Below are 21765 nucleotides of genomic sequence, written 5' to 3'. Positions count from 1 at the left end.
AAACTTAATTGTTATTTTTTGTTATTTGTAAAGTTTAGCCTTTGCAGCATCACGTCCAAATAAAGTTTGTTTCAAATTGTAAAAGTCAACAAAATCTTTTTCGCTTGGATGTCCTTTAAAAGGGGTGTAGTAATGCATCTTTTGTTCTTTTTCCTGCCAACCTTGGTTTCTCCATAATAGGACATAAGAAATTTTATAGTCACCAATAGCTTTCATCAAAGTGTCGGTCCACCATTTATCATAAGGAATTGCCTCGAATCCCGTTTCAGCAAAAGCCATGATTTTATTCTGTTCCTTTGCAAGGGTACTTACAATTTTGAGTTGCCGTTGACAATTCTCTATAAATGCCTCAGCAGTTGGAGGATAACTATGGTAGGTGTCGAAAGTCAACATGTCTACATAATCAGCTCCTGGATACGATGCTAAGTATTCTTCTCTAGTTTTAAACCTATCAGTGTTATATAGGTAAATTAAATTATGAACGCCTTTGCTTTGTAAATAGTCAAAAGTAAATCGCCATAGTGCAATCAAATCTTCAGAAGTTGCGTTGTTTTTCCCCCACCAAAACCAGCTTCCGTTTAGTTCATGAAAAGGGCGAAATAAAACAGGAATTGGTTTCCCGTTTTTGTCTTTTAGAGCACTAAAAAATGTTGCAATTTCATTTAGCCAAGATTTGTATTTTTCATGACTTGTACCATTTGGTAATGCAGCTGCTAATGAATTTGGAGTGGTATCCGATACAGGACCTCCTGTCAATGGATTGTCACAATGCCAACTTACGGTTATAACACCTCCACGAGAATGACCTTCAATAATGTATTGTTTCATTTTGTCGAAAGGAACTCCGTCTATATTCTTATCAGATTTTTTTTCGAGTCCTGCCAAATCCCATCCATATACTGCTGGATAATCATTTGTTACATCTTTTACATCGCTACGACCTTCTTCGTATCTCCATTTCACGCCATAGGCTAGGTCATCTTGGTGTCCAAAAAGAATACCTTTTTGTGTCAAGGCTTGTAAGTTTTTGTATAACTTTTGCGTCTCAGGAGTAGCTTTTTTATCTACGAGCAATGGGGTAGAAGCACTTTTCTGAGCATAACTGAAGATGGTTATCCCAAAGGAAAAAACGAGAAATAGTCTTTTTATTTTTATGGTTTGCATTTATTTGGTTTTAGCGATGGCAAGCAATGTTTTGTATATTAGAATACTTAAAAATGAGGTCTTTTAAAAAATATTTCTTGGTAATCTATATAATCATTTTTTATGTAATAGGAGCTTTTAATTTTAGTTTGCAAATAGGAAATTGCTTCCGTTTAATTGTAAACTTTTAGCGCTTTTACTTCATTCTGAAATAAAGTTGTTTCGCTATTGTAAAACTTCTTAAAGTCATCTTTCACCTCTGTTGATGAACTACTATTTGGAATAAATAAATTACTTTGATTAGAATCCCAAGGTGCATTAAACCATGCTAGAGCCCAAGCTATTCTAATGTCGCTTCCACCGTCTTGAATCGCTTTTAAAATAGTTGATGTCCAGAATGTTGGAGCGTCGTTTACATAATTTCCTTTTCCAGTTTCAGATAAGATGGCTACTTTATTGTGGGTAGTTGCGAATTTGGTTAAATCAATAAGGTTGTTTTTTAGTTTTGTCACATTCTGGCTATATGCATCAATGCCTACAAGGTCTACATAGTCATCACCTGGATAGTAACTGCTATTTATTTTCTCATTAGGAGTCCAACCGAATAAAATCAAATTTGATTTATTTCTCATATAGTCTACGGTCAATCTATAAAAATCGATGTACAGTTGTGGGCTGTGATTGGTAGCTTGTGTACCCCACCAGAACCAATTTCCATCCATTTCATGAAAAGGTCTATAAACGATAGGAAATCCTAAATCATTATTGATAATGTTAAGTACTTGATCTAGTTCTTTATAAAACCAATCTCTTGCATTGTTTCTATTGTTTACAATATCAAACATTAGACTTTTGTCTGTACTTGTTGTAATATCATTAAAATATATTTTGTGATCACTTTTGCTTTGTTGATGAAAATCAAAGGTTACAATTGATCCATTAGAATAGGCATGTTTGGCTTCATCAATGTGAAGTTGTTTTTGTGATGCAGTTTTATAAAGCATGTAATGTGGGTCAATTCCATAAACGCCTGGGTGATCTCCGGTAATGTCTTTACAGTCAGAGGTGTTTAAGTCAAAATCAAGACTTTTTAATTGAAAAGATAAAGGGAATTCTTGCCCAAAAATGAATTTGTCACTATTTGCAATTGATGCAATGTTTGTAAACAGGTTTTTAGTTTCTTGAGTTGCATTATTGTCGATAGGGGTATAAACTCCTTGTTGCGTAACACTTATTGTTATTGTATCTGTCGCTGTATCACCACTAGTGTCAGTCACTTTTAAAACTATGGTATGAATTCCAAGGTTTAAGTTTGTTGATAGCGAAGGAGTGGTGCCAAGTATAGTGTTTCCATTTTTCCATTCATAAGCAACAAGAGCTGCTTCGGAATCGGACGATTTTGAGCCATCCAATGTTACTGTTGCAGTATTTGTTCCTTTTGGAAGAATAATGTATTTGTCATCACCAGCCATTGCAACAGGCAAATTATTTGGGAATGAATTGATGGTAACGGTATACTTTTTATTTTTTTCTCCTTTAAAATTTAAATCGTATTGTACAGGTAGCGTAAAATTATTTTTGGTTTGACCAGATATTTGTAGCGTAGACCCAACGTATAGACTAGTTTCAGAAGGCAATTCAAATTTAGCCGTTAAGTTGTTTAAACTTGTTCCTGAAGGGACATTTGCAGTAATTGAATTATCGCTATTTATAGTAAAAGGAGTGTTGGTTAGTTCAACGATACTGAAAGAAAGTAATTTCTTGTCACTTTCTACAGTGGGTTCGTTACTAGAGCAAGAAGACACTAGTACTGTCAAGATAAATATTTTAAAAATTTTTTTCATTTGATTTATTTTATGACTTAAAGTATTTTACTCGACATGTTTTTGATTAAACAGGGTGTGTTACCCACCCTGTTTAATTAAAAAACCATTCAAACAAAAACAAAATATGAAACTAATACCTAAAAATGTCAATTTAGGTGGACAATACTAATCTGTTACTAAGTTTGGATCTAAAGGCGCAGTTGTAAAAATAAATGAGTCTACATTTACTTCCATTGCAGTTCCTTTAGCAAGGTTTCCACCATATAATTGGATTCCCATTGTAAAGGCTTTGGTTGGATCAAATTTGCTCAAATCACCTTCGCCTGGGGTAAGTTTGATGGATCGCCAAACCCATTTGTTGTTTGTTGGAACAAATTTATAATCATCGCCATACCCTTGCGATTTTGTAAAATGCATCCAACCTTGACCAAAGTCAAATTGGAAATATCCTTCTTTGTTTCCTGTATTTAAAAGGAAGTTAATCCAAATTCCATTGGCATAAACTGCTGGATCAAGTGCTTTTACATCCCATGATGCTTGTCCTAATTTATTATCCCATCCTTGAGAAACTCCAGTTAAACTAGCATAGTTAGAACCTTGATTGTATCCTTGTAAGCTGCTTGAATTTGGCAAAATATTCCAAGTAGATCCAGCTGGCGTTTCGCAATTCCAAGCTATGGTTGGGTTTAAAGGTCCGTCTGTAATCATTACTTGGTCAACTGCAATATAGAAAGGAGTTCCATTGACATTACCACCACGGAATTGAATTCCAATTTTATCCAATTTGCCTTTTACTACTGGGAATCCCATTTTTTCAAGGTCATAAGAACGCCATTCCCAATTTGTAGTATTGATTTTATAATCATCACCATATCCGAATGCACCTGTAAAGTGTCGGTCTTCAGTTTTTCCACCTGCAGTAATAATAGGTTGTACATAACCTTGACCACCAGCTGTATTCACTAAGAATGTAATGTGAGGTTTATTGTATGCAGATAAATCATATCCTTTACCACCATTGTCATTTTCTACTTTCAAATAAACACCATTCCATCCGTTTGCTGACGCAGCTTTAACTTCTAAGGCTTTGCCGTATTCTCCAGCTATTGTTGTATGAGTAAATGGACTTGAAGCATCACCATTAACCGCATTGAATGGAGCATCAAAATCGCTAATCATTAATGTTTGTTTTGGTGTATAAGTGTTAACCGGTTTAACCACTAGAATTGCTGGAGAGGTTTGTTTTTCTCCTGTTTTAGGGGTAACTTCAATAGTAGCAAACTCGCCAATTTCCATTTCAACTCCTGCTGAAGAGTAAGAAACTTTTTGAGGGCTTGCTGCACCAAATAAGGCAACAACTTTACCATTGACTTTAACTTCTTTTATCAAATCTAAATTCTCACCTATCATTAAAAAAGGTTTTCCTTTTTGAATATTAACTGGCCAAGTAATTACTTTAGCTGGATAAAATTGAGGTTTAATGATTTGAATGGATTCAAATTTTCTTTTGTACTTATTAAAAAGAGTTATTGGACCACTTTCTATTTGTCGAGGAACCTCAACAGTCATGTTGTCAGCGCTTTGTTTTATGATTTTAAATTCACTAGCACCTACTGAAACATTGGTTACGTAATTTAAGTTTGTTCCTTTTAAAATAATTTCTGTCCCAACAAATGGTGTTTCATTTGATATTTCTGTGATTGTTGAAGCAGGTAAATTAATATCGGAATCGTCTGAGAATGCCACATCTTCGCAATTGTACAACAGTACAGCAACAAAGGCAATCAATGCGGTTTTAATTATATTCTTTTTCATATAAAATTTGGTTTTTTGTTTATAGGAGACTAGTATATTGCAATTTATGGTCGTTTTTTATGGCTCATTTTAGAGCAACATACTTAGTATCCTATAATTTAGTTGTTAATATCCTGTGTTTTGGTCAAGATTCCATGCTTGAGCTTCTGTTTGTGGGATTGGTAATAGAGGTACTTTATTACCATTAGGCCCATCAATTGATTTCGCTATTCCGCTTGCTTTTATATTTGGGAATTGTTTGTAGGCTTTAACACCTAATCCGTAATTACTTCCTGGAGCACGACGAATATTTTTTTCATTGTCAATCACATTAAAATATCTTCCTGTTCTAACTAGGTCATAAAAGCGAATTTGTTCCATAGCTAACTCTAAACGTCTCTCTTTCCAAATATCCGCTAAGAGTTGATTACCTGTTGAGTTAATATCTGGAAGGTTTACAGATGTTGGAGCTGCGCTATAATCCATTTTGCCTTCAGCATATCCTTTGCAATAGGTACTGTTTCTTGCTCTATTTCTAACCATATTTAGTTTAGAGGTAGCTTCGCTGAATCTACTTAAGTACCAAGCAGCCTCAGCGTGCATTAATAAAACATCAGCATAACGAATAATTTTTATGTTTCTGTCACCCGCTTTAGCAAGTGCTGGTTTTACAGGAAGTGCTGCTTTTCTATTAAGCCAATCTGATCCTTGTTCATTGCGATCGTATTTTCTTTTAACACCATATAAAATTCCGTTGTTAAAACTTTCGCCATAAACAACGCAAGATAGTCGAGGGTCGTTGGTAACAGAAACATTATAAGCTTCAACTAAATCTGGTGTTGGATTGTTGAAACCCCAACCAGAATCGTCTTTTCTGTTTCCTTGAAAGTTATAGAAATTTGTTCCAATTGAACCTGGTGCTAAATCACTTGCTCCAACTCCAAATTGAATTTCGAATACTGATTCTGCATTGTTTTTACTTTCTGTTTCCCATAATGTAGCATAGTTTGGCACTAGAGAGTATTCCCCTGAGTTTATTACTGCATTGGTTTGATCGTACACTTGTTGCCAAGTAATCTTACTGTCTTTATCTGTACCAATTTGATACATATAGATACGAGCTAATAAAGCTCTAGCAGCTCCTTTGCTTACTCTTCCTGCTTCTGCCAATGGAATTGCACCTTTTTCAGGTAATAAATCGATGGCTTTTGTTAAATCGGCAGCAATTTGAGTGTAACATTCGTTTAAACTAGCACGTTTTATTTTACCAAAATCAGATGGTTTAACAGAGGTTGTAAATAGTGGTACACCACCATAAGTACGAACTAGATACCAGTAGAAATAGGCTCTCATAAAAGAAGCTTCTCCAATTAATCTGTCGCGAACCGCTGGATTCCAACTTACGTTAGGAAGGTTGTCAAGTGCGAAGTTAGCACGTGAAACGCCCCAAAAACCATGAATCCAAAAATCACTTGCAAAACCAATTTGAGGAGTCATTGTGAAGTCTAACATTTCCCACATTGCAACATAGTCTCCATCGTTACTGCCTTTTTCAGCATCATCAGAACGGATATCACTTAAGAAAAAATCGTGGTGATGTCCCATCCATTGTCCATCAGGCCCTGCTCCTTCATCTAGTTGGAGCATATCATAAAGACCTATTATTGCACGTACCCCATTTTCTTGACTGTCAAAAAAGTTGGCACTATTTTCTGCTCCTTGTGGCTCAAGATCTAGGAAGTCTGAGCAACTCCAAAAACCTAGTATTGAGACTGTAATTAGGATAATGTATTTTGCTTTTTTCATAACTATCAGTTTTTGCTTTTATTAAAAATTAATATTTACACCAAATGAATAAGTGGTTGGTTGTGGGTAATTTACCATGTCAATTCCATAATAGAATGGATTTCCATATAGTCCAAATAATTCTGGATCAAGACCAGTATACTTGGTAAAGGTTAACAAGTTGTCGATAGTTGTGTAGAATCTTAAGCTTTTAACACCAATTTTTTTAGAACTTGTTTCAGGAATTGTATATCCTAACTGTATGTTTTTTAAACGAATATAAGAACCATCTTCAACATATAAATCGGAAAAATTCTCAGTATTTTTATTTAAATCCGCCGCATTTAATCGAGGAATATTTGAATTTGGATTGTTAGGTGTCCAAGAGTTTACTGCCATATCTCTACTGATGTTTGTTTCGAACATTCTAGAGTTGTATAACGTTTGACGCATTGAATTTACAATTTCATTTCCATAAGAACCTACGAAAAACATTACCATATCAATTCCTTTGTAAGATAAGTTGATATTAAGTCCACCAGTTAAATCTGGACTTGCACTACCTAAATACGTCATATCAAGTTCTGTAATTGCACCATCACCATTTCTGTCAACAAATTTTACGTCTCCTAGACCTGCATTAGGCTGAATAGGCACATTGTTATTTTGGTGAGCATCTAGCTGGGCTTGCGTTTTAAAAAGACCGTCGGTTTGGTACCCATAAAAATAAGCGATTTCTCTACCAACTTCTGTTTTTGTAGTATTACCTAATCTTCCAACACCACCGCTACGGATAGGGTCTCCACCTGCTAAACTTGTTATTTCATTTCTGATTATCGCTAGATTTAGACCAACATCATATTTGAAATCGTTTTTATTATTAGCGTAATTTAAACTAAATTCAAATCCTTTATTTTGCATTGTACCAGCATTTACAGCTGGTCTTCTTTTTCCAGCATAGGTAGGAATTGGTTTAGAAAGAATCATATCATTCGTGTTTCTGATAAAGTAATCAAAAGTTCCTTTAAGACTATTGTCGAATAATCCAAAATCCAGTCCAACGTTAAATTGCTCTGAACTCTCCCAAGTTAACTCTGTATTCGCCAGTTGTTGTTGTACAGCACCTTCTACTGGAATTCCATTAAAAGTATAATTATAACCACCATTTACACTTGAAACGAAATCAAAATTTCCAGCACTTCCTTGGTTACCCACTTGTCCCCAACCAGCGCGTAGTTTTAATGTTGGAAGAGTAGTCTCTAAATTTGACATGAATTTTTCTTTGTGAATGTTCCAGCTTGCAGCAAAAGAAGGGAAGGTTCCCCAACGTTGATTAGGCATGAATTTTGAACTACCATCAGCTCTAACAGTTGCAGTTATTACGTATTTATTATCCCATGAAAAATTACCACGTGCATAAAAGGACTGTAATCTGTTTTCGCTTTGTCCTCCACCAAGCCCAAATAAGACAGCATCTTTGTGTGCTCCAAGATATTGAAGAGAAGCTGTTTCTGGAACATTGTAACCTCTAGCCCAAATATCAGAGTATTTATTGGCTTGCATCTCTGTACCTAAAGTTGAATTGATGTTTAACTTGTCAATTTTTTTATTGTATGAAAAATAGTTAGTAAACACCCAATTCAAACCTTGTCCTCTACTTTGATAAAGTGATGAAATCTCATTTCTTTGAGTAGGAGTAATGAAATACTGTGGACTGTATGTTTTTGTCTCGTTATAATCCATAATTGACCCAAACTGAGTTCGGAATGACAAGCCTTCTGTGAACAAATCATCGACTTGGAAGTAGAAGTTACCCATATATCGGTTCCCGATATTTTTTTCTTTTCCTGCAAGATGAATCGCTAAAGCTGGATTTGTTGCAGCTTGTGAATAATAAATTTCACCAAAGAAATTGGTATAGCTATCGAAAGGCACGGAGATAGGGTCAGAACGTAAAGCGCCAGGAATTGTACCACTATAGAAATCATTTCTTTCTCCAGGTCTTTCAAAATGAACATAGTTGAAGTTTAAACCAAGTTTTATCTTATCTGTCAATTTTATGTTGTTATTGGAATGGAACATCAATTTGTCAAGTTTAGTTCCTTTAACAATACCTTCTTCATGTGATGTTGTAAAACCATGATCAAATGAATAAGAATCTTTATTACCAGAAATTCCAACATTAAAACGCGTATTAAGCGCTTGACGATAAATTACTTTTTGCCAGTCTGTTCCTTTTAAATAATTTCCAGCAGCTTGTTGGTCAAGAACATAGTTAATGATGTCGTCATCTAGCCCAATTGATTTACGTGCATTTGCAAATTCTGTTGCATCAGCAAGATCTAAAAATTTATTTGCAACAGAAACACCAGTAAGAGCGGTTGCCAAAACCTCTACTTTGCTACTCTTTGAGCCTGTTCGTGTTTTGATAAGTATTACACCATTTGCACCTCTAGAGCCATAAATTGCTGTTGCAGAGGCATCTTTTAAGACTTCCATAGTTTCAATGTCTGCAGGTGCAATGTGACTAATATCTCCCATTGGGAAACCGTCAACTACATAAAGTGGGTCCGAATTGTTAATAGTACCAATACCACGAATACGGATACTTACACCTGATCCTGGACTACCTGAATTGGAAAGTACATTTACTCCAGCTACACGGCCTTGAAGTGCTCTAGCAGCATCTATAGAAGTTACTTTTTGAATATCTGTTACATTTACTTTTCCAACACTACCTGTAACATCACTTTTCTTAATTGTTCCATAACCTACAACAACAACATCGTGTAATTCAGTAATCTCTGTTACAAGGGCTATCTTTATTGAACTCTTGTTTCCAACTGTAACTTTCTGAGTTTTGTATCCGTTATAGGAGAAAACCAATACGTCTTGTTCGTTAGTAACTCTGATACTAAAACTTCCATCATAATCTGAGATGGTTCCGTTTTTTGAACCATTAATTGTTACAGATACTCCTGGTAGAGGAACATTGCTTCCGTCAGTTACTGTCCCACTTATTGTTTTTACTTGAGCAAAGGATTCCCAAGACAAAACAATTAAAAAAAACAGTAAAATAATTCTAAGTTTTTTTTTCATAATAAAAATTGGTTAAGTCAAAAGTAATAACTACTTCTTGTTGTAATTATGTGCTTTATTGGTTAATAAAAAATGGTTTATAAAGTGATTGTATAGTTTTAAAAACTAATAAATCAAAAGTAGAATATTGTAATTGAGTTGTCTAATATTTTTATTTCAAAAACTAATACAATTTTTACTTTTAGCAGTTATCTTGAATATGATAATTAATATATGCATAATATTTGATATTCAAAAAAATGAATTTTTGAAAAAAACACCTAAATAAATTGTGATATTTAAAAGTGATTTGATTGCTTGTACATATAAATTTAACAGATTTGCTCTGTTTTATAATTTTAGTTTTTCTTTGTATTTTGTTTAAACTGTTGTAAATCAATGTATTGAAATTTATTTTCGCTCCTTTTTTTTAAATTTTAATTTCATTATTCATAATATGCTATATTTGTTTATCAAAAGTGTACTATATTGTCAATTTATACGCTTTTTTATAAAATTTATATTACATGGATATTCACAGAGAAATAACGCCATTAAACCAACAAGATTGTTTTTTGGTATTTGAAAGATCGAAAAATAGCTTTGACTTTCCCATTCATTTTCATCCTGAGTATGAAATTAATTTTATTTATAATGCTAAAGGTGTAAAGCGTACAGTGGGTGATCATGTCGATGAAATTGGTACTTATGAATTGGTAATGGTTGGTCCAAATTTATATCACGGGTGGGAGGATTATAAAAAAGATCTTAATGAAATCACTCATGAAATCACAATTCAATTTCCAGAAAATTTATTTGATACTTTATTGCTGAATAAAAATATTCTTGAACCTATCAAAAGGATGTTTGAAGCATCTGAAAGAGGAATTTTATTTTCAACGGAAACGACTATAAAATTAGAGTCAAAGTTATCTTCTCTCAATGGCACCAATCCATTTGAAAATTTCTTAAACTTTCAATCGCTGCTTTATGAAATGGCTATTTCAAAAAACCAACAACTTTTGGCAAGTAACTCCTTTAAGGAACATTCGGATTCTTTTAAAAGTGTGAAAATTGAAAAAATATTTAATCACATAAAATCAAATTATTCCGATGTAATTCGTTTAGAAGAAGCTGCTGAGATGGTAAATATGACCGTTGTTTCTTTTAGTAGATTAATCAAACAGCAAACAGGTAAGACTTTTGTTGAATTTGTAAACGAACTACGATTGGGTGTTGCAACCAGAAAACTTATCGAAACAAATGAAAGTGTCTATGAGATTTGTTTTGACTGTGGCTTTAATAATATATCCAATTTTAATAGAATTTTTAAAAAGAGCAAAAATTGTACGCCAACTGAGTTTAGGAATAAATTTGTAGGGTCAAAAAAAATATTTTAATCTATTGTTTGTAGTTATTTACAATTTGTATTTATTGTATTTAAAAATAGGTATTATAATTAATAGCATTTTTTTTTAGGTTAAAAAATGATAATATAGTATATTTTTTAGCCATAATACTATTAATTAAAAATAGATTCATGTGGTAATTTTGGTATTCATTTTAGTATGTCTCAAAAATGAATCTCTATAAATTACAATTCATGAATTTCAAATCGTCTTTATACTTCTATATAGTATTTTTTCTATCAACGGCTGTTTTTGCAGATAATTTAAAGAATATTGCATTACATCGAGCCTGCTATCAATCTAATGCGAGTGATTATAACAATGTTGCTCATCTTGCAACTGATGGACACCTTTCTACTTTTTGGAGAAGTAAAAAAGAAAAAGTATCCTGGATTTATGTAGATCTAGGCGGTGTAACTTCTGTTTCTAAAATTATTGTAAAATGGGGTGCTAAAAAGGGCTCATTGTATAGTGTCGAACTTTCATCAGAAGGCAATCCGTCTTCACCCGTAAACTGGAAAAAAGTAACTGCAAAAGCTAGTTCGAGCAACGATGAGAGTATATTTTCTATTGCAAAAACCAATTGCAGATTTGTTAAAATTCAATGTGAAGCTATTAATGAAAATGATTATTTCGAAATAGCAGAATTGGAGGTGTATGGTAAGGTATTACCACTGGTTCTTCCTCCTGAACTAAAATACGAAGTCAAAGGTGATTTATCCTTAAACGGAAGGAATTGGTTTATTCAGCATTCTGCATTTGTAAACAAAAAAGGGGAAGAAATCTCGAAAGCTTCTTTTGTGCCTAATGGATGGATTTCGGCAACTGTGCCTGGAACTGTTTTGTCTAATTATATTGCAAATGGCGCTGTACCAGATCCCAATTATTCCAATCAACAATTGATGATTTCTGAAAGTTTTTTCACTTCTAATTTTTGGTATCAAACCAAGTTTGTTGTCTCTGAAGCTAAAAAAAATAAACGAATTTGGTTAAACTTCAATGGTATAAACTGGAAAGGGGATATATATTTTAATGGACACTTTTTAGGTAAATCTCAAGGCGTTTACAAACGCACAGTATTTGAAGTGACCTCATTTGTTCAATTTGGAAAATCCAATGGTATTGCAGTTCTAATCCATAAAAATGACAATCCAGGTGAGGTTACAGAACAGCATTTGAAGGACCCTGATGGTAATGGTGGTAGTATAGGATTGGATAGCCCTGCAATTTTAGCTAGCATTGGATGGAATTGGATGCCAACCATTCGTGGTCGAAACATAGGGATATGGAATGATGTTTTTTTGAATTTCACAGATGATGTACTTATTGAAAACCCATTTGTAAGCTCTTCGCTCAACTTACCTGATACTACTTTAGCAAATCTAAAAGTAGAATGCCAACTAAATAATTTTAAAAATCAAGAAGTTACAGGTGTTTTGCGTGGGGTTATTGATGGGCAAAAGTTTGAATGGCCAGTGACACTTTTACCCAATGAAAAGAAAATAGTAAAGCTTAGTTCGGATCAAATAAGTGCTCTCAGAATTAAAAACCCTAAGTTATGGTGGCCCAATGGTTACGGAGAGCAACCACTATATCAATGCCAACTGGAGTTTTATACACAAGGCAATTTATCGGATAAGAAAAAAATTGAATTTGGAATCAGACATTTCTCTTATACAATCGATAACAATAATCTTAGGATTTCGGTAAATGGAAAGCCTATTATTGTAAAAGGGGGAAACTGGGGTATGGCGGAATCCATGTTGCAATGCGACAGTATAGGATATGACACTCGTGTTAGATTGCATAAAGATATGAACATGAACATGATTCGTAACTGGATTGGTAGTGTAGGACACGACGAATTTTATACTGCTTGTGATAAATATGGAATATTGGTTTGGGATGATTTTTGGCTTGCCAACCCTGTAGATGGCCCTCATCCAATAGATAATGACTTATTTATTTCTACAGTTGAGGACAAAATTTTGAGACTTCGCAATCATCCTTCTATTGCTTTATGGTGTGGTAGGAACGAAGGCTATCCCCCAGCAGTTCTCGATTCAGCAATGACTGTTGCCACAGCTACACTAGATCCAACACGATTTTATTTGTCTAGTTCTGCCCATTCACCAGTAACAGGTTTAGGACCTTATGAAACCAAAGATTCGAAATGGTATTTTACAGAACGAGGAACGACTTTTCATAGCGAACAAGGAATTGTTGCTCCTCCAAATTATGAAAGTTTGGTGGCTATGATGCCAAAGGATAAAGTTTGGCCAATTAATGATTTGTGGGGACTGCATGATTGGACACAACCACGAGTTACTATTTTTTATGATGATCTGATTAAAAGCTATGGTTTGCCTAAAGATGCCAAAGACTTTAGTAAAAAAGCTCAAATGCTCAATATGGAAGGACCAAAAGCAATGTTTGAGAGTTGGCAAAGTAATCGTGGACCAGGAGTATTGGTTTGGATGTCACATCCCGCTTGGCCATCGTTAATTTGCCAAACCTATGATTATTATTTTGATGCAACGGCAGCTTATTATGCTTTCAAAAAAGCTGGGGAACCCCTTCATATCCTATGGCGTGCCGATAATGAAAAAGTTCAAATTGTCAATAATACATTCAAGGAGGTTAGCCAAAGTCTTGCTGTTATTCAGGTTTTTGATTTAAATGGAAAACAAGTTACTAAAATTGTAAAACAGTTGGATTGCCCTTCCAATGCTGTAATTGATATTGAAAAAATAGATTTTACAGCTTCGAGTACTCCTATACAATTCATTAAGGTGGAATGGTTTACTAAAAATGGCGATTTGTTGTCGGATAATTTTTATTGGCGAGGAACAGATTATATGAATTATCAAGCTTTGGAGTCCATTAACAAAGCAAAAATATCGGCTTCTATAACTACTGTAAAATCCAAAAATGAAGTAAATGTTAAGGTTGCATTGAAAAACACTAGCGACCAAGTAGCCTTGATGATTCGTCTTATGGGCCATTATAACAAAAGTGGCGAGCGAGTTTTACCATTATGGTGTAATGATAATTATGTATCACTTACTCCTGGAGCTTCCAAAATTATCGAAGTGAAAATTCCTATTGAGGCTTACTCAAAAGATACGATCCATTTTCAATATGAAGGGTGGAATGTGGATAAAGCACAAATAAATTAAATAGGTACAATATGAAACGAGTAATGTTCTTTTTTCTCCTTGCAATCTTATCGTTTTCTTTTATTAAAAAAGAAAAATCGATTCTTTTAAATTATGACGATAGACCCAGTACTAAAGAATGGTGGCGCTATAATGATAAAGTCAAGTTTGAATTCAGAGTTGGTGGTAAAGATGTAAAACCAGTTGATTCTGGAGCCTTTTTAAAGGTTCAATGGCCTTATTCTGGGGAAGAAGACCAGTATACTTGGTTTACCGATCTTAAAATTGATTCCTTGAGAAATCCAAAAATGGAACCCTATAGAAAATCATTGGGTAGTACAATTTGGTTATCTTTTTGGTGTAGAGTAAACAGCAAAGATTCACTATACGTGCATCCAATGGTATTAAGTGCTAATCATAAAGGCAAATGGGGATGTAAGGACATGACGCTAATAACCTCCAATAAATGGACCTTTTACAAATACAATCTCTCAAAGCTTAGCTATGAAAAATGGGGGAAAGAAGGAGGCAATCAACCTGATTTTAAAACCACCGAAGTTCGTTGTTTTGAAGTAGGCTTGCGCAAAGGAAAGGGAAAAACGGCAGGTAGTATTGATGCTGACTTTGATAATTTAATGATTTCAAATTTTGAACCTAATGGCAATGAATAATTTTTGGAATATAAAGTCTTGTTGTATAGTGATGATACTATGGGCTACTTGTTTTCCTCTTTTGGCTCAAGTACCGCTGAATTACAAAGGGAAACCGTTTATAGATGGGATTTCTTCTTTTTCAATGCAAACAATTCCGGGTAGAATGGAATTGGCTTTTTTTGATGATGGCGGAGAAGGAGTTGCTTATCACGATACTACCGTAACCAATGATGGTGCGGTTTTAAACCACACCAATGGTCACCATCGTCCAGGGATTACTCCTTACGTGGCTTTTTTTCGCGAAAAGGAAGGAGTTGACATATCCTACACCAAAGATTGGGCAGATTTTAATCATCCTAACAAAGTAGATCCTAAGGTAAATCAATTGTACATAGGATGGGAAGAGGATGGCGAATGGACAAATTATACTGTAGATGTATTGAAAGCAGGTAAGTATAGAATTATTACCGTCTATAGCAATGATGATAATGCAGCTGAATTATGGGTAGATGGTGTGCCAAAAACAAAACTAAAATTACCTGTAAGTACCGGAAATTGGCATTACTGGGATCAAGCTACTGTAGGTGAAATAATATTTGAAAAAGCGGGTCAGCATTTGATTACGTTTAAGTATAACCGTGGAGCAAACTGGGCGTATCTTGATTTTTTGCTCGTTGAGGAATTTAAATAATTTTTTAAATAAAAAATTTTATGAAATCGCCACTAATAACGGCTTTGTTGCAAACAAACACCTATCAGTTAAAGGTAATCCGAGCGAAGCGAATTGGCGAAGCATAGCATAATATGACCACTAACAAATAAATTTTGAATACATGAAACAACATTTTAAGACCTATCTTCTGGCGTTTTTGCTACTTATGCTTTACTCTTTAGGCTATGGTCAAAGCTTGAAATTGCTTGCACCTGAGAACAACGCAAGGTTTAAAAACAATAGACCAACCTTAGTTTGGAATCAAATTGCAGCTTCAAAATACGATATTTACATTGATAATATAAAGATGGAGAGTGTAGAAGGTAGCCGTAATTCAACGGTACCATTTCCTCTTTCGTTTGGAAAACACGTTTGGAAAGTTGTAGCCATCACTAAATCAGGGAACATAACAAGCAAAACAGGCAATTTCACCATCGATGATAAACCGTTGGCAAGAATAAATGAAGGTAATGTGCTGTTACGATACAATTGGAAAGTAAAATCTTCACAAGAAGTTGGGGCTGATGGAAGAACAATAGCGTCACCTAATCTTGACACAAAAAAATGGTCTGAGACAACACTTCCCGCAACCGTTTTAACGGCATTGGTTCGCAATGGATTGTATCCCAATCCGTATATCGCCAAGAACAATATGCTAATACCTGATGCTAATGACGACTACAATCGTGAGTACGATTTGTTGCGTTATAGTCATATTCCCAATAAAAACCCTTGGATTCAACCCTATTGGTATAGAACAGAGTTTGAATCTCCAAAACAGTTGAAAAACAAAATTTGGTGGTTGAATATTAGCGAAATTAATTATCGTGCGGAGATTTGGTTAAATGGAGTGAAAATAGGCGATAAAGACGCTATTGTAGGAATGGAACGTTCTTTTAAAATTAATGTTTCTAAATATTTAAAAGCTAAAGGGAAGAATGTTCTTGCGGTTTCGATTTATCCTCCGGACCATACAGGAAAACCAGCCATTGAACCACTAGCTCCGCTTTCAGACCCTGGTCAGAATATGGCAGATGGAGTCATTAGTAGAGATTATACCAAATGGGATGTAATGGGTTGGGATTGGCAACCAGCAATTCGTGATAGAGATATGGGGATTACAGAGGATGTGTTCCTTTCGTCAACATCAAACGTAGAATTGAGTGATTTATATGTAAGCTCAAAATTAAACCTACCCGATACTTCTTTTGCAGATATTGCAATCACCACAATGATTCAAAATTATTCGAATGAAGAAAAAAAAGGTGTTGTAAATGCTAGTGTCACTTTTGAAAATGGGAGTGTTTTTTCAGTTAATGTGCCCTATTCAATTAAAGCTTTAGAGGCAAAGGAAATTCTCATTGATAAAAATGTGAGCAAGCTGTTAACCATTTCAAATCCTAATCTTTGGTGGCCTGCAGGATATGGAAAACCAAATCTCTACACCGCCAATGTAAAGTTAGTTGAAAACGGAAATGTTGTATCGGAACAATCAACATCCTTCGGGATTCGTCAAGTGGAAACTTATATAAGTCAGGCAGAACGGGTATACAAAATTAACGGACGCAAAATATATCCAAAAGGAGGTAATTGGGTGATGGATATGATGCTGAATTGGAATCATTCTCGTTATGAACAAGAGATTTTGCTAACCGCTAATGCAAATCTTAACATGTTGCGCGTTTGGGGACCTACAGGAGTGCCACCACAGGCTTTGTTTGATGCTGCAGATAAACATGGCATTTTAATGTGGCAAGATTTTTTAAATGATTTTTGGGGCACTTATAAAAATACACCAGGGTATCAACCGGAATTGTCTTTGTTTACAAAAGCATCAATTGAAATTGTAAAAAAACTCAGAAATCATCCTTCTTTAATCATTTGGTGTGGTGGAAATGAGGGCGTGAATCCAAGAGAAGAGGTATTGGTAAATACCATTCTAAAAAAATACGATGCAGGAGATTCTCGTCATTATTTAAAGCAATCTGATGGCGATGGTTTACACGGAGGAGGACCTTATCATACGCTAGAACCAAAAGACTATTTTACACATCCAAAATTGAAAGGATTCTCGAGTGAGATTGGCCCAAGTGGCGTCCCAGAATATGAGAGTATTGCTTATTTTATTCCAACAACCACCAACGATTTTGCAGCTGAACGATTCCCTATTGATGGGGTGTGGGCGTACCATGATGCTAATAACTGGCCAGGTGAGGATAGCCGAAAGTTTACGAGCTATGATGATATGGTAAGAAAGTATTATGGCAGTGTCGAGGCAACTACAGAAAATGGGGTGGAAGCTTATATTCGAAAATGTCAATTGGTAAATTATGAGGTGTATAAGGCAAGTATTGAGTCTATTAACCGTCAATTATGGGATACGGCAAGTGGCGTACTTTTATGGAAATCGAATTCAAGTTGGCCAAGTTTAACATGGCAAATTTATGATTGGTATTTGCAGTCACATGCAGGATATTATGGCGCAAAAAAAGCCAGTGAAAAAGTACATGTACAGTTAAATAAAGCCACTATGTCAGTCGATTTTATTTCATTGCTTTCTACTTCTGAATCCAATATTAAAGTGAAAGCGACCCTTGTTTCTGCTACTGGAATTCCATTTTTTGAGGCAGAAAAGACGCTCAACGTTTTGCCTGATAGCGCTACGAACACTGGAATTGTAATTCCTCCTTCAAAAGAAGTTTCCTTTTTAAAATTGGAAGCCTTTTCAGCAACAGGAAAAGGTATAGCTGATAATATCTATTGGCTTCAAGAGAATAATGATTTTACATCTTTAAATGTAATTCCAGAACCTACTCTTGAAGTAAAGGCTGAGTCGGCATTTGATGCAAATCGAACCATTACTGTTACAGTGAAAAATAGCGGAAATTCAGTAGCAGTTTTAGCAGCTTTTAAAGTAGTTGGCAAGCAGTCTAATGTGGAGTTATTGCCTAGTTTATGGTCGGATAATTATGTTACAATGCTACCCGGTGAAACCAAAATACTTTCAGTGAAAGTGGATAATGATTATACTTTAAATGATATCAAAATTGAATATAAAACCTACTCCTCTAACAAGAAAACAATGGTGGAGGTACAAAAGAAATAGAAATTATGAACAAAAATGAATTAAACACATTTATCCGTCATTTTTTTGATGTAATAAATGAACTCATTCCTGAGTACGCTGTCAACCCACTTGATGCCTTTGCCAATGGAAACGTAGCAGTTTGTGTTCAAGATGAATCGGGATTGGTATACGGAAATATTTGGGGGAATGATAAGATTATCGGACGTCAATTTTTTAAAAATGCATGGCTCAAATGCAGTCAAGTTTGGATTACAGGAATGAAAACTGGTGAGTATGAAAGACGCCTTTATAATGAAGAATTTTCAGAAGAAAAGTTTGGAATCAATAAACCCGATCTTTTTGGATGGGAAGGAGGACAACCAATTGAACTTTCTGATGGGACGAAGCTGTCAATAGGGTTTAGTGGATTTCGAGGATGTAATGACTTAGAAATCGTAAAAAGAGCTATAGCAATTGTTGATGTTAAAAATCATGCTTAAAATTATGAAATCGCCATTAAAAAATAGGTTTGTAGCAAACAAACACCGATAAGTAAAAGGCGATAGCATATATGACCAATAAAAATAAAATTTACATATATGAAAATGAACTATAAAACTAGTATTGTATTGTTGTTTGCGTCTTTGCTTATGACGCAGCTTGTATTGGCTCAATTAAAAGTTACACCTGCTAAGAATTGGCCTATCATCACTCGCAAAGGTGATAAAGTATATGAAGGGACTAAGGTGTTTCGTTTTATGAGCTTAGCAGCCCCAAACATTCAACAAAATGAATCACAAATTCGTCTAGATAGAACCAATAGATTTCCAGATGAATATGAAATACGCGACATTTTAAGTGGTCTACAACGTGTAGGAGGGAGGGCTACACGAACCTTTTCTTTATCTGTTTATAGTCCGGATGACAAAGACATGCCTGTTTATATTTCAGGACATAGACAATACAATGAAGAAGCTTTCAAATGCTTGGATAGAGTCATCGCTCTTTGCCATGAATACGATGTACGATTGATTATTCCTTTTATAGCCTCACAAACTTTTGGAGGTATTCGCGGTGTTGATGAATTTTCTGCGATTGCTGGTAAACCAAAAGGCTCTTTTTGGTATGATGAGGAACAAAAAGCGGATTTTAAGCATTTTCTTGATTTTATGTTAAACCGAAGAAATACTGTAAACGGTTTGCTATATAAAGAGGATCCAGCAATTTTTTCGTGGCAATTAGGAAATGAATTCGGAAGCTATCCAGGAGATAGAGGCTTGAATTATCCAGAATGGGAGCCCAAAATCTTGGCTTGGAGTCTAGAAATGGCAGCCTATATTAAATCTGTTGATCCTAATCACTTGATTATGGAAGCAGGAGGTTGCGATAGAAACGCTCTTATTGATAGCCCAAATATTGACCTGATTAGTGATCATTTGTATGAATATTGGAACAAAATGGGAGGTCGCCCTTATGATTTGGCTAAAATTGCATTAGAATCGCATAATCAATGTTTAGGGAAAAAACCTTTGGTGATTGATGAATTTGGATTAGGTACAACTGAGAATCTGCGAAAATTAATGACTACTATTCAAAATAGCTCTATTGTAGGTGGTTTAATGTGGTCCATAAGAGGGCATAGACGAGATGGAGGGTGGTACTATCATAATGAAGGAGGAACTCCTGTAAATTCATTTCATGTCCCAGGATTTTCCGTAGGATTTGAATATGAAGAACAACGCTTACTTGATTTACTCAAAGCAAACGCTTTTTTAATGGCAGGTAAAGCGATTCCTAGTGAAAAAGTTCCAGCTCCAGCTCCAGTTTTAATGGTACAAGGAGAAGGATTTACTTGGAGAGGAGCAACAGGAGCAGCAAGTTATACGATAGAACGAAGTGAGTCACCAAAAGGCCCTTGGAATGTTTTAGCCGTTGGAATCGAGGATGCAGTTATTGCTGATGTGAAGACATTTGAACCATCTGATCGTGCTGCTAATCCTCTTGAATTATTTTATGATGAAACCAAAGTACCAGGAAAAACATATTATTATCGAGTAAAAGGAGAAAACAAAGCAGGCGCTTCTAGCTACTCCAATGTGCTTAAAGTCAATTAATTTATAATTATTAATCTTGTAACGATTTTTTATGAAATACCAACCAAATGCAAATAGATATAACGAAATGGTGTATCGAAGAACAGGTAATAGTGGTCTTTTATTACCAGCCATTTCTTTAGGACTTTGGCATAATTTCGGGAATGTAGATGTGTATTCGAATTATGAAAGTATAGTTTTGAATGCTTTTGACAAAGGGATTACGCACTTTGATTTGGCCAATAACTATGGACCACCTCCTGGTTCAGCAGAATCTAATTTTGGAAAAATTTTGCATTCTCAATTGAGTTCTTATCGTGATGAATTGATTATCTCTTCAAAAGCGGGTTATGATATGTGGCCAGGACCTTATGGCGAATGGGGTTCTCGTAAATATATGATTGCTAGTATTGAGCAAAGTTTGAAGCGAATGAATCTCGATTATGTAGATATATTTTATTCTCATCGATTCGACCCTGTAACACCTCTTGAAGAAACTATGGGAGCTTTAGCGCAAATGGTTCGTCAAGGCAAGGCGTTGTATGTAGGAATTTCTAATTATCCCGCAGCTGCTACTCGTGAAGCAATTGCAATTTTAAAGGATTTAGGGACTCCTTGTCTGATTCATCAGCCCAAATATTCTATGTTTGAGCGTTGGGTAGAAGAGGAACTTATTACGGTTTTAGGAGATAATGGAGTAGGGTGTATCGCATTTTCTCCATTGGCTCAAGGATTACTTACCAATAAATATTTAAGAGGAATTCCTGAAAATTCTCGTGCAAGTAAACAGCACGGGGCATTACAATCGGATGCGATTACACCAGAGATTCTCAAAACTATAGGCCAACTCAATACCATAGCCTTAGAGCGAGGGCAATCCCTTGCTCAAATGGCTATTGCTTGGTTGCTCAAAGATAATAGAGTGACATCCGTATTAATTGGAGCAAGTAGTGTCACTCAATTAAATGATAATTTAGCTTCTCTTGCTAATTATTCTTTTACCGATGAAGAGATTACTATGATTGAAAAAGTTTTAAAACCCTAGAG

General features: G+C 35.0%; 13 protein-coding genes. 8 read left to right on the top strand and 5 right to left on the bottom strand.

Annotated elements, in window-relative coordinates:
- Positions 1–21: 21 nt before the first annotated feature.
- The 5 genes from ACSVH9_RS08940 to ACSVH9_RS08920 all read right to left on the bottom strand — a co-directional run bounded on the left by ACSVH9_RS08940 (position 22) and on the right by ACSVH9_RS08920 (position 9647).
- Positions 22–1164 (bottom strand): glycoside hydrolase family 26 protein, encoded by a 1143-nt coding sequence (locus ACSVH9_RS08940; RefSeq protein WP_438063427.1) that lies wholly within the window; start codon positions 1162–1164, stop codon positions 22–24.
- A 152-nt stretch (positions 1165–1316) separates the two neighbouring features.
- Complete coding sequence (locus ACSVH9_RS08935) at positions 1317–2987, bottom strand: glycosyl hydrolase (RefSeq protein ID WP_438063426.1); 1671 nt, start codon at positions 2985–2987, stop codon at positions 1317–1319.
- Positions 2988–3134: 147 nt separating this feature from the next.
- Positions 3135–4784, bottom strand: a complete 1650-nt coding sequence (locus tag ACSVH9_RS08930) for an IPT/TIG domain-containing protein (RefSeq protein ID WP_438063425.1) — start codon at positions 4782–4784, stop codon at positions 3135–3137.
- A gap of 105 nt (positions 4785–4889) precedes the next feature.
- On the bottom strand, positions 4890–6569 hold the full coding sequence (locus ACSVH9_RS08925; RefSeq protein ID WP_438063424.1) for a RagB/SusD family nutrient uptake outer membrane protein: 1680 nt from the start codon (positions 6567–6569) through the stop codon (positions 4890–4892).
- Between the two features lie 21 nt (positions 6570–6590).
- Positions 6591–9647: a SusC/RagA family TonB-linked outer membrane protein gene (locus ACSVH9_RS08920; protein WP_438063423.1), complete on the bottom strand. Its 3057-nt coding sequence runs from the start codon at positions 9645–9647 to the stop codon at positions 6591–6593.
- A 506-nt stretch (positions 9648–10153) separates the two neighbouring features.
- Here ACSVH9_RS08920 and ACSVH9_RS08915 point away from each other — a divergent pair.
- From ACSVH9_RS08915 to mgrA, 8 genes are all read left to right on the top strand, one after another.
- Positions 10154–11026, top strand: a complete 873-nt coding sequence (locus ACSVH9_RS08915; RefSeq protein WP_438063422.1) for an AraC family transcriptional regulator — start codon at positions 10154–10156, stop codon at positions 11024–11026.
- A gap of 203 nt (positions 11027–11229) precedes the next feature.
- Positions 11230–14214, top strand: coding sequence for a glycosyl hydrolase 2 galactose-binding domain-containing protein (locus ACSVH9_RS08910; RefSeq protein ID WP_438063421.1), 2985 nt, complete (start codon positions 11230–11232; stop codon positions 14212–14214).
- 11 nt (positions 14215–14225) lie between these two features.
- Complete coding sequence (locus ACSVH9_RS08905) at positions 14226–14864, top strand: hypothetical protein (RefSeq protein WP_438063420.1); 639 nt, start codon at positions 14226–14228, stop codon at positions 14862–14864.
- Entirely contained in the window at positions 14851–15537 is a 687-nt protein-coding gene (locus ACSVH9_RS08900; RefSeq protein ID WP_438063419.1) for a carbohydrate-binding protein, read from the top strand. The genes ACSVH9_RS08905 and ACSVH9_RS08900 overlap by 14 nt, the downstream gene beginning before the upstream one ends.
- Before the next feature lie 142 nt (positions 15538–15679).
- Entirely contained in the window at positions 15680–18664 is a 2985-nt protein-coding gene (locus ACSVH9_RS08895) for a glycoside hydrolase family 2 protein (RefSeq protein ID WP_438063418.1), read from the top strand.
- A 5-nt stretch (positions 18665–18669) separates the two neighbouring features.
- Positions 18670–19125, top strand: coding sequence for a hypothetical protein (locus tag ACSVH9_RS08890; protein ID WP_159685961.1), 456 nt, complete (start codon positions 18670–18672; stop codon positions 19123–19125).
- A 99-nt stretch (positions 19126–19224) separates the two neighbouring features.
- The gene (locus ACSVH9_RS08885; protein WP_438063417.1) at positions 19225–20739 is read left to right on the top strand and encodes a hypothetical protein; all 1515 of its coding nucleotides are present in this window, start codon (positions 19225–19227) and stop codon (positions 20737–20739) included.
- Positions 20740–20770: 31 nt separating this feature from the next.
- The gene (mgrA, locus tag ACSVH9_RS08880) at positions 20771–21763 is read left to right on the top strand and encodes an L-glyceraldehyde 3-phosphate reductase (RefSeq protein ID WP_438063416.1); all 993 of its coding nucleotides are present in this window, start codon (positions 20771–20773) and stop codon (positions 21761–21763) included.
- Positions 21764–21765 lie beyond the last annotated feature (2 nt).

The organism is Flavobacterium sp. RSSB_23, assembly GCF_051547145.1.
Lineage (GTDB): Bacteria > Bacteroidota > Bacteroidia > Flavobacteriales > Flavobacteriaceae > Flavobacterium.
Note: the sequence above shows the minus strand (reverse complement) of the source record. Positions and strands in the feature narration are given on the sequence as shown.

Coding starts and splice junctions, on each gene's coding strand:
- ACSVH9_RS08940 (WP_438063427.1), bottom strand. CDS start 1,164: ATGCAAACCATAAAAATAAAAAGACTATTTCTCGTTTTTTCCTTTGGG.
- ACSVH9_RS08905 (WP_438063420.1), top strand. CDS start 14,226: ATGAAACGAGTAATGTTCTTTTTTCTCCTTGCAATCTTATCGTTTTCT.
- ACSVH9_RS08920 (WP_438063423.1), bottom strand. CDS start 9,647: ATGAAAAAAAAACTTAGAATTATTTTACTGTTTTTTTTAATTGTTTTG.
- ACSVH9_RS08885 (WP_438063417.1), top strand. CDS start 19,225: ATGAAAATGAACTATAAAACTAGTATTGTATTGTTGTTTGCGTCTTTG.
- ACSVH9_RS08925 (WP_438063424.1), bottom strand. CDS start 6,569: ATGAAAAAAGCAAAATACATTATCCTAATTACAGTCTCAATACTAGGT.
- ACSVH9_RS08930 (WP_438063425.1), bottom strand. CDS start 4,784: ATGAAAAAGAATATAATTAAAACCGCATTGATTGCCTTTGTTGCTGTA.
- ACSVH9_RS08910 (WP_438063421.1), top strand. CDS start 11,230: ATGAATTTCAAATCGTCTTTATACTTCTATATAGTATTTTTTCTATCA.
- mgrA (WP_438063416.1), top strand. CDS start 20,771: ATGAAATACCAACCAAATGCAAATAGATATAACGAAATGGTGTATCGA.
- ACSVH9_RS08900 (WP_438063419.1), top strand. CDS start 14,851: ATGGCAATGAATAATTTTTGGAATATAAAGTCTTGTTGTATAGTGATG.
- ACSVH9_RS08895 (WP_438063418.1), top strand. CDS start 15,680: ATGAAACAACATTTTAAGACCTATCTTCTGGCGTTTTTGCTACTTATG.
- ACSVH9_RS08915 (WP_438063422.1), top strand. CDS start 10,154: ATGGATATTCACAGAGAAATAACGCCATTAAACCAACAAGATTGTTTT.
- ACSVH9_RS08890 (WP_159685961.1), top strand. CDS start 18,670: ATGAACAAAAATGAATTAAACACATTTATCCGTCATTTTTTTGATGTA.
- ACSVH9_RS08935 (WP_438063426.1), bottom strand. CDS start 2,987: ATGAAAAAAATTTTTAAAATATTTATCTTGACAGTACTAGTGTCTTCT.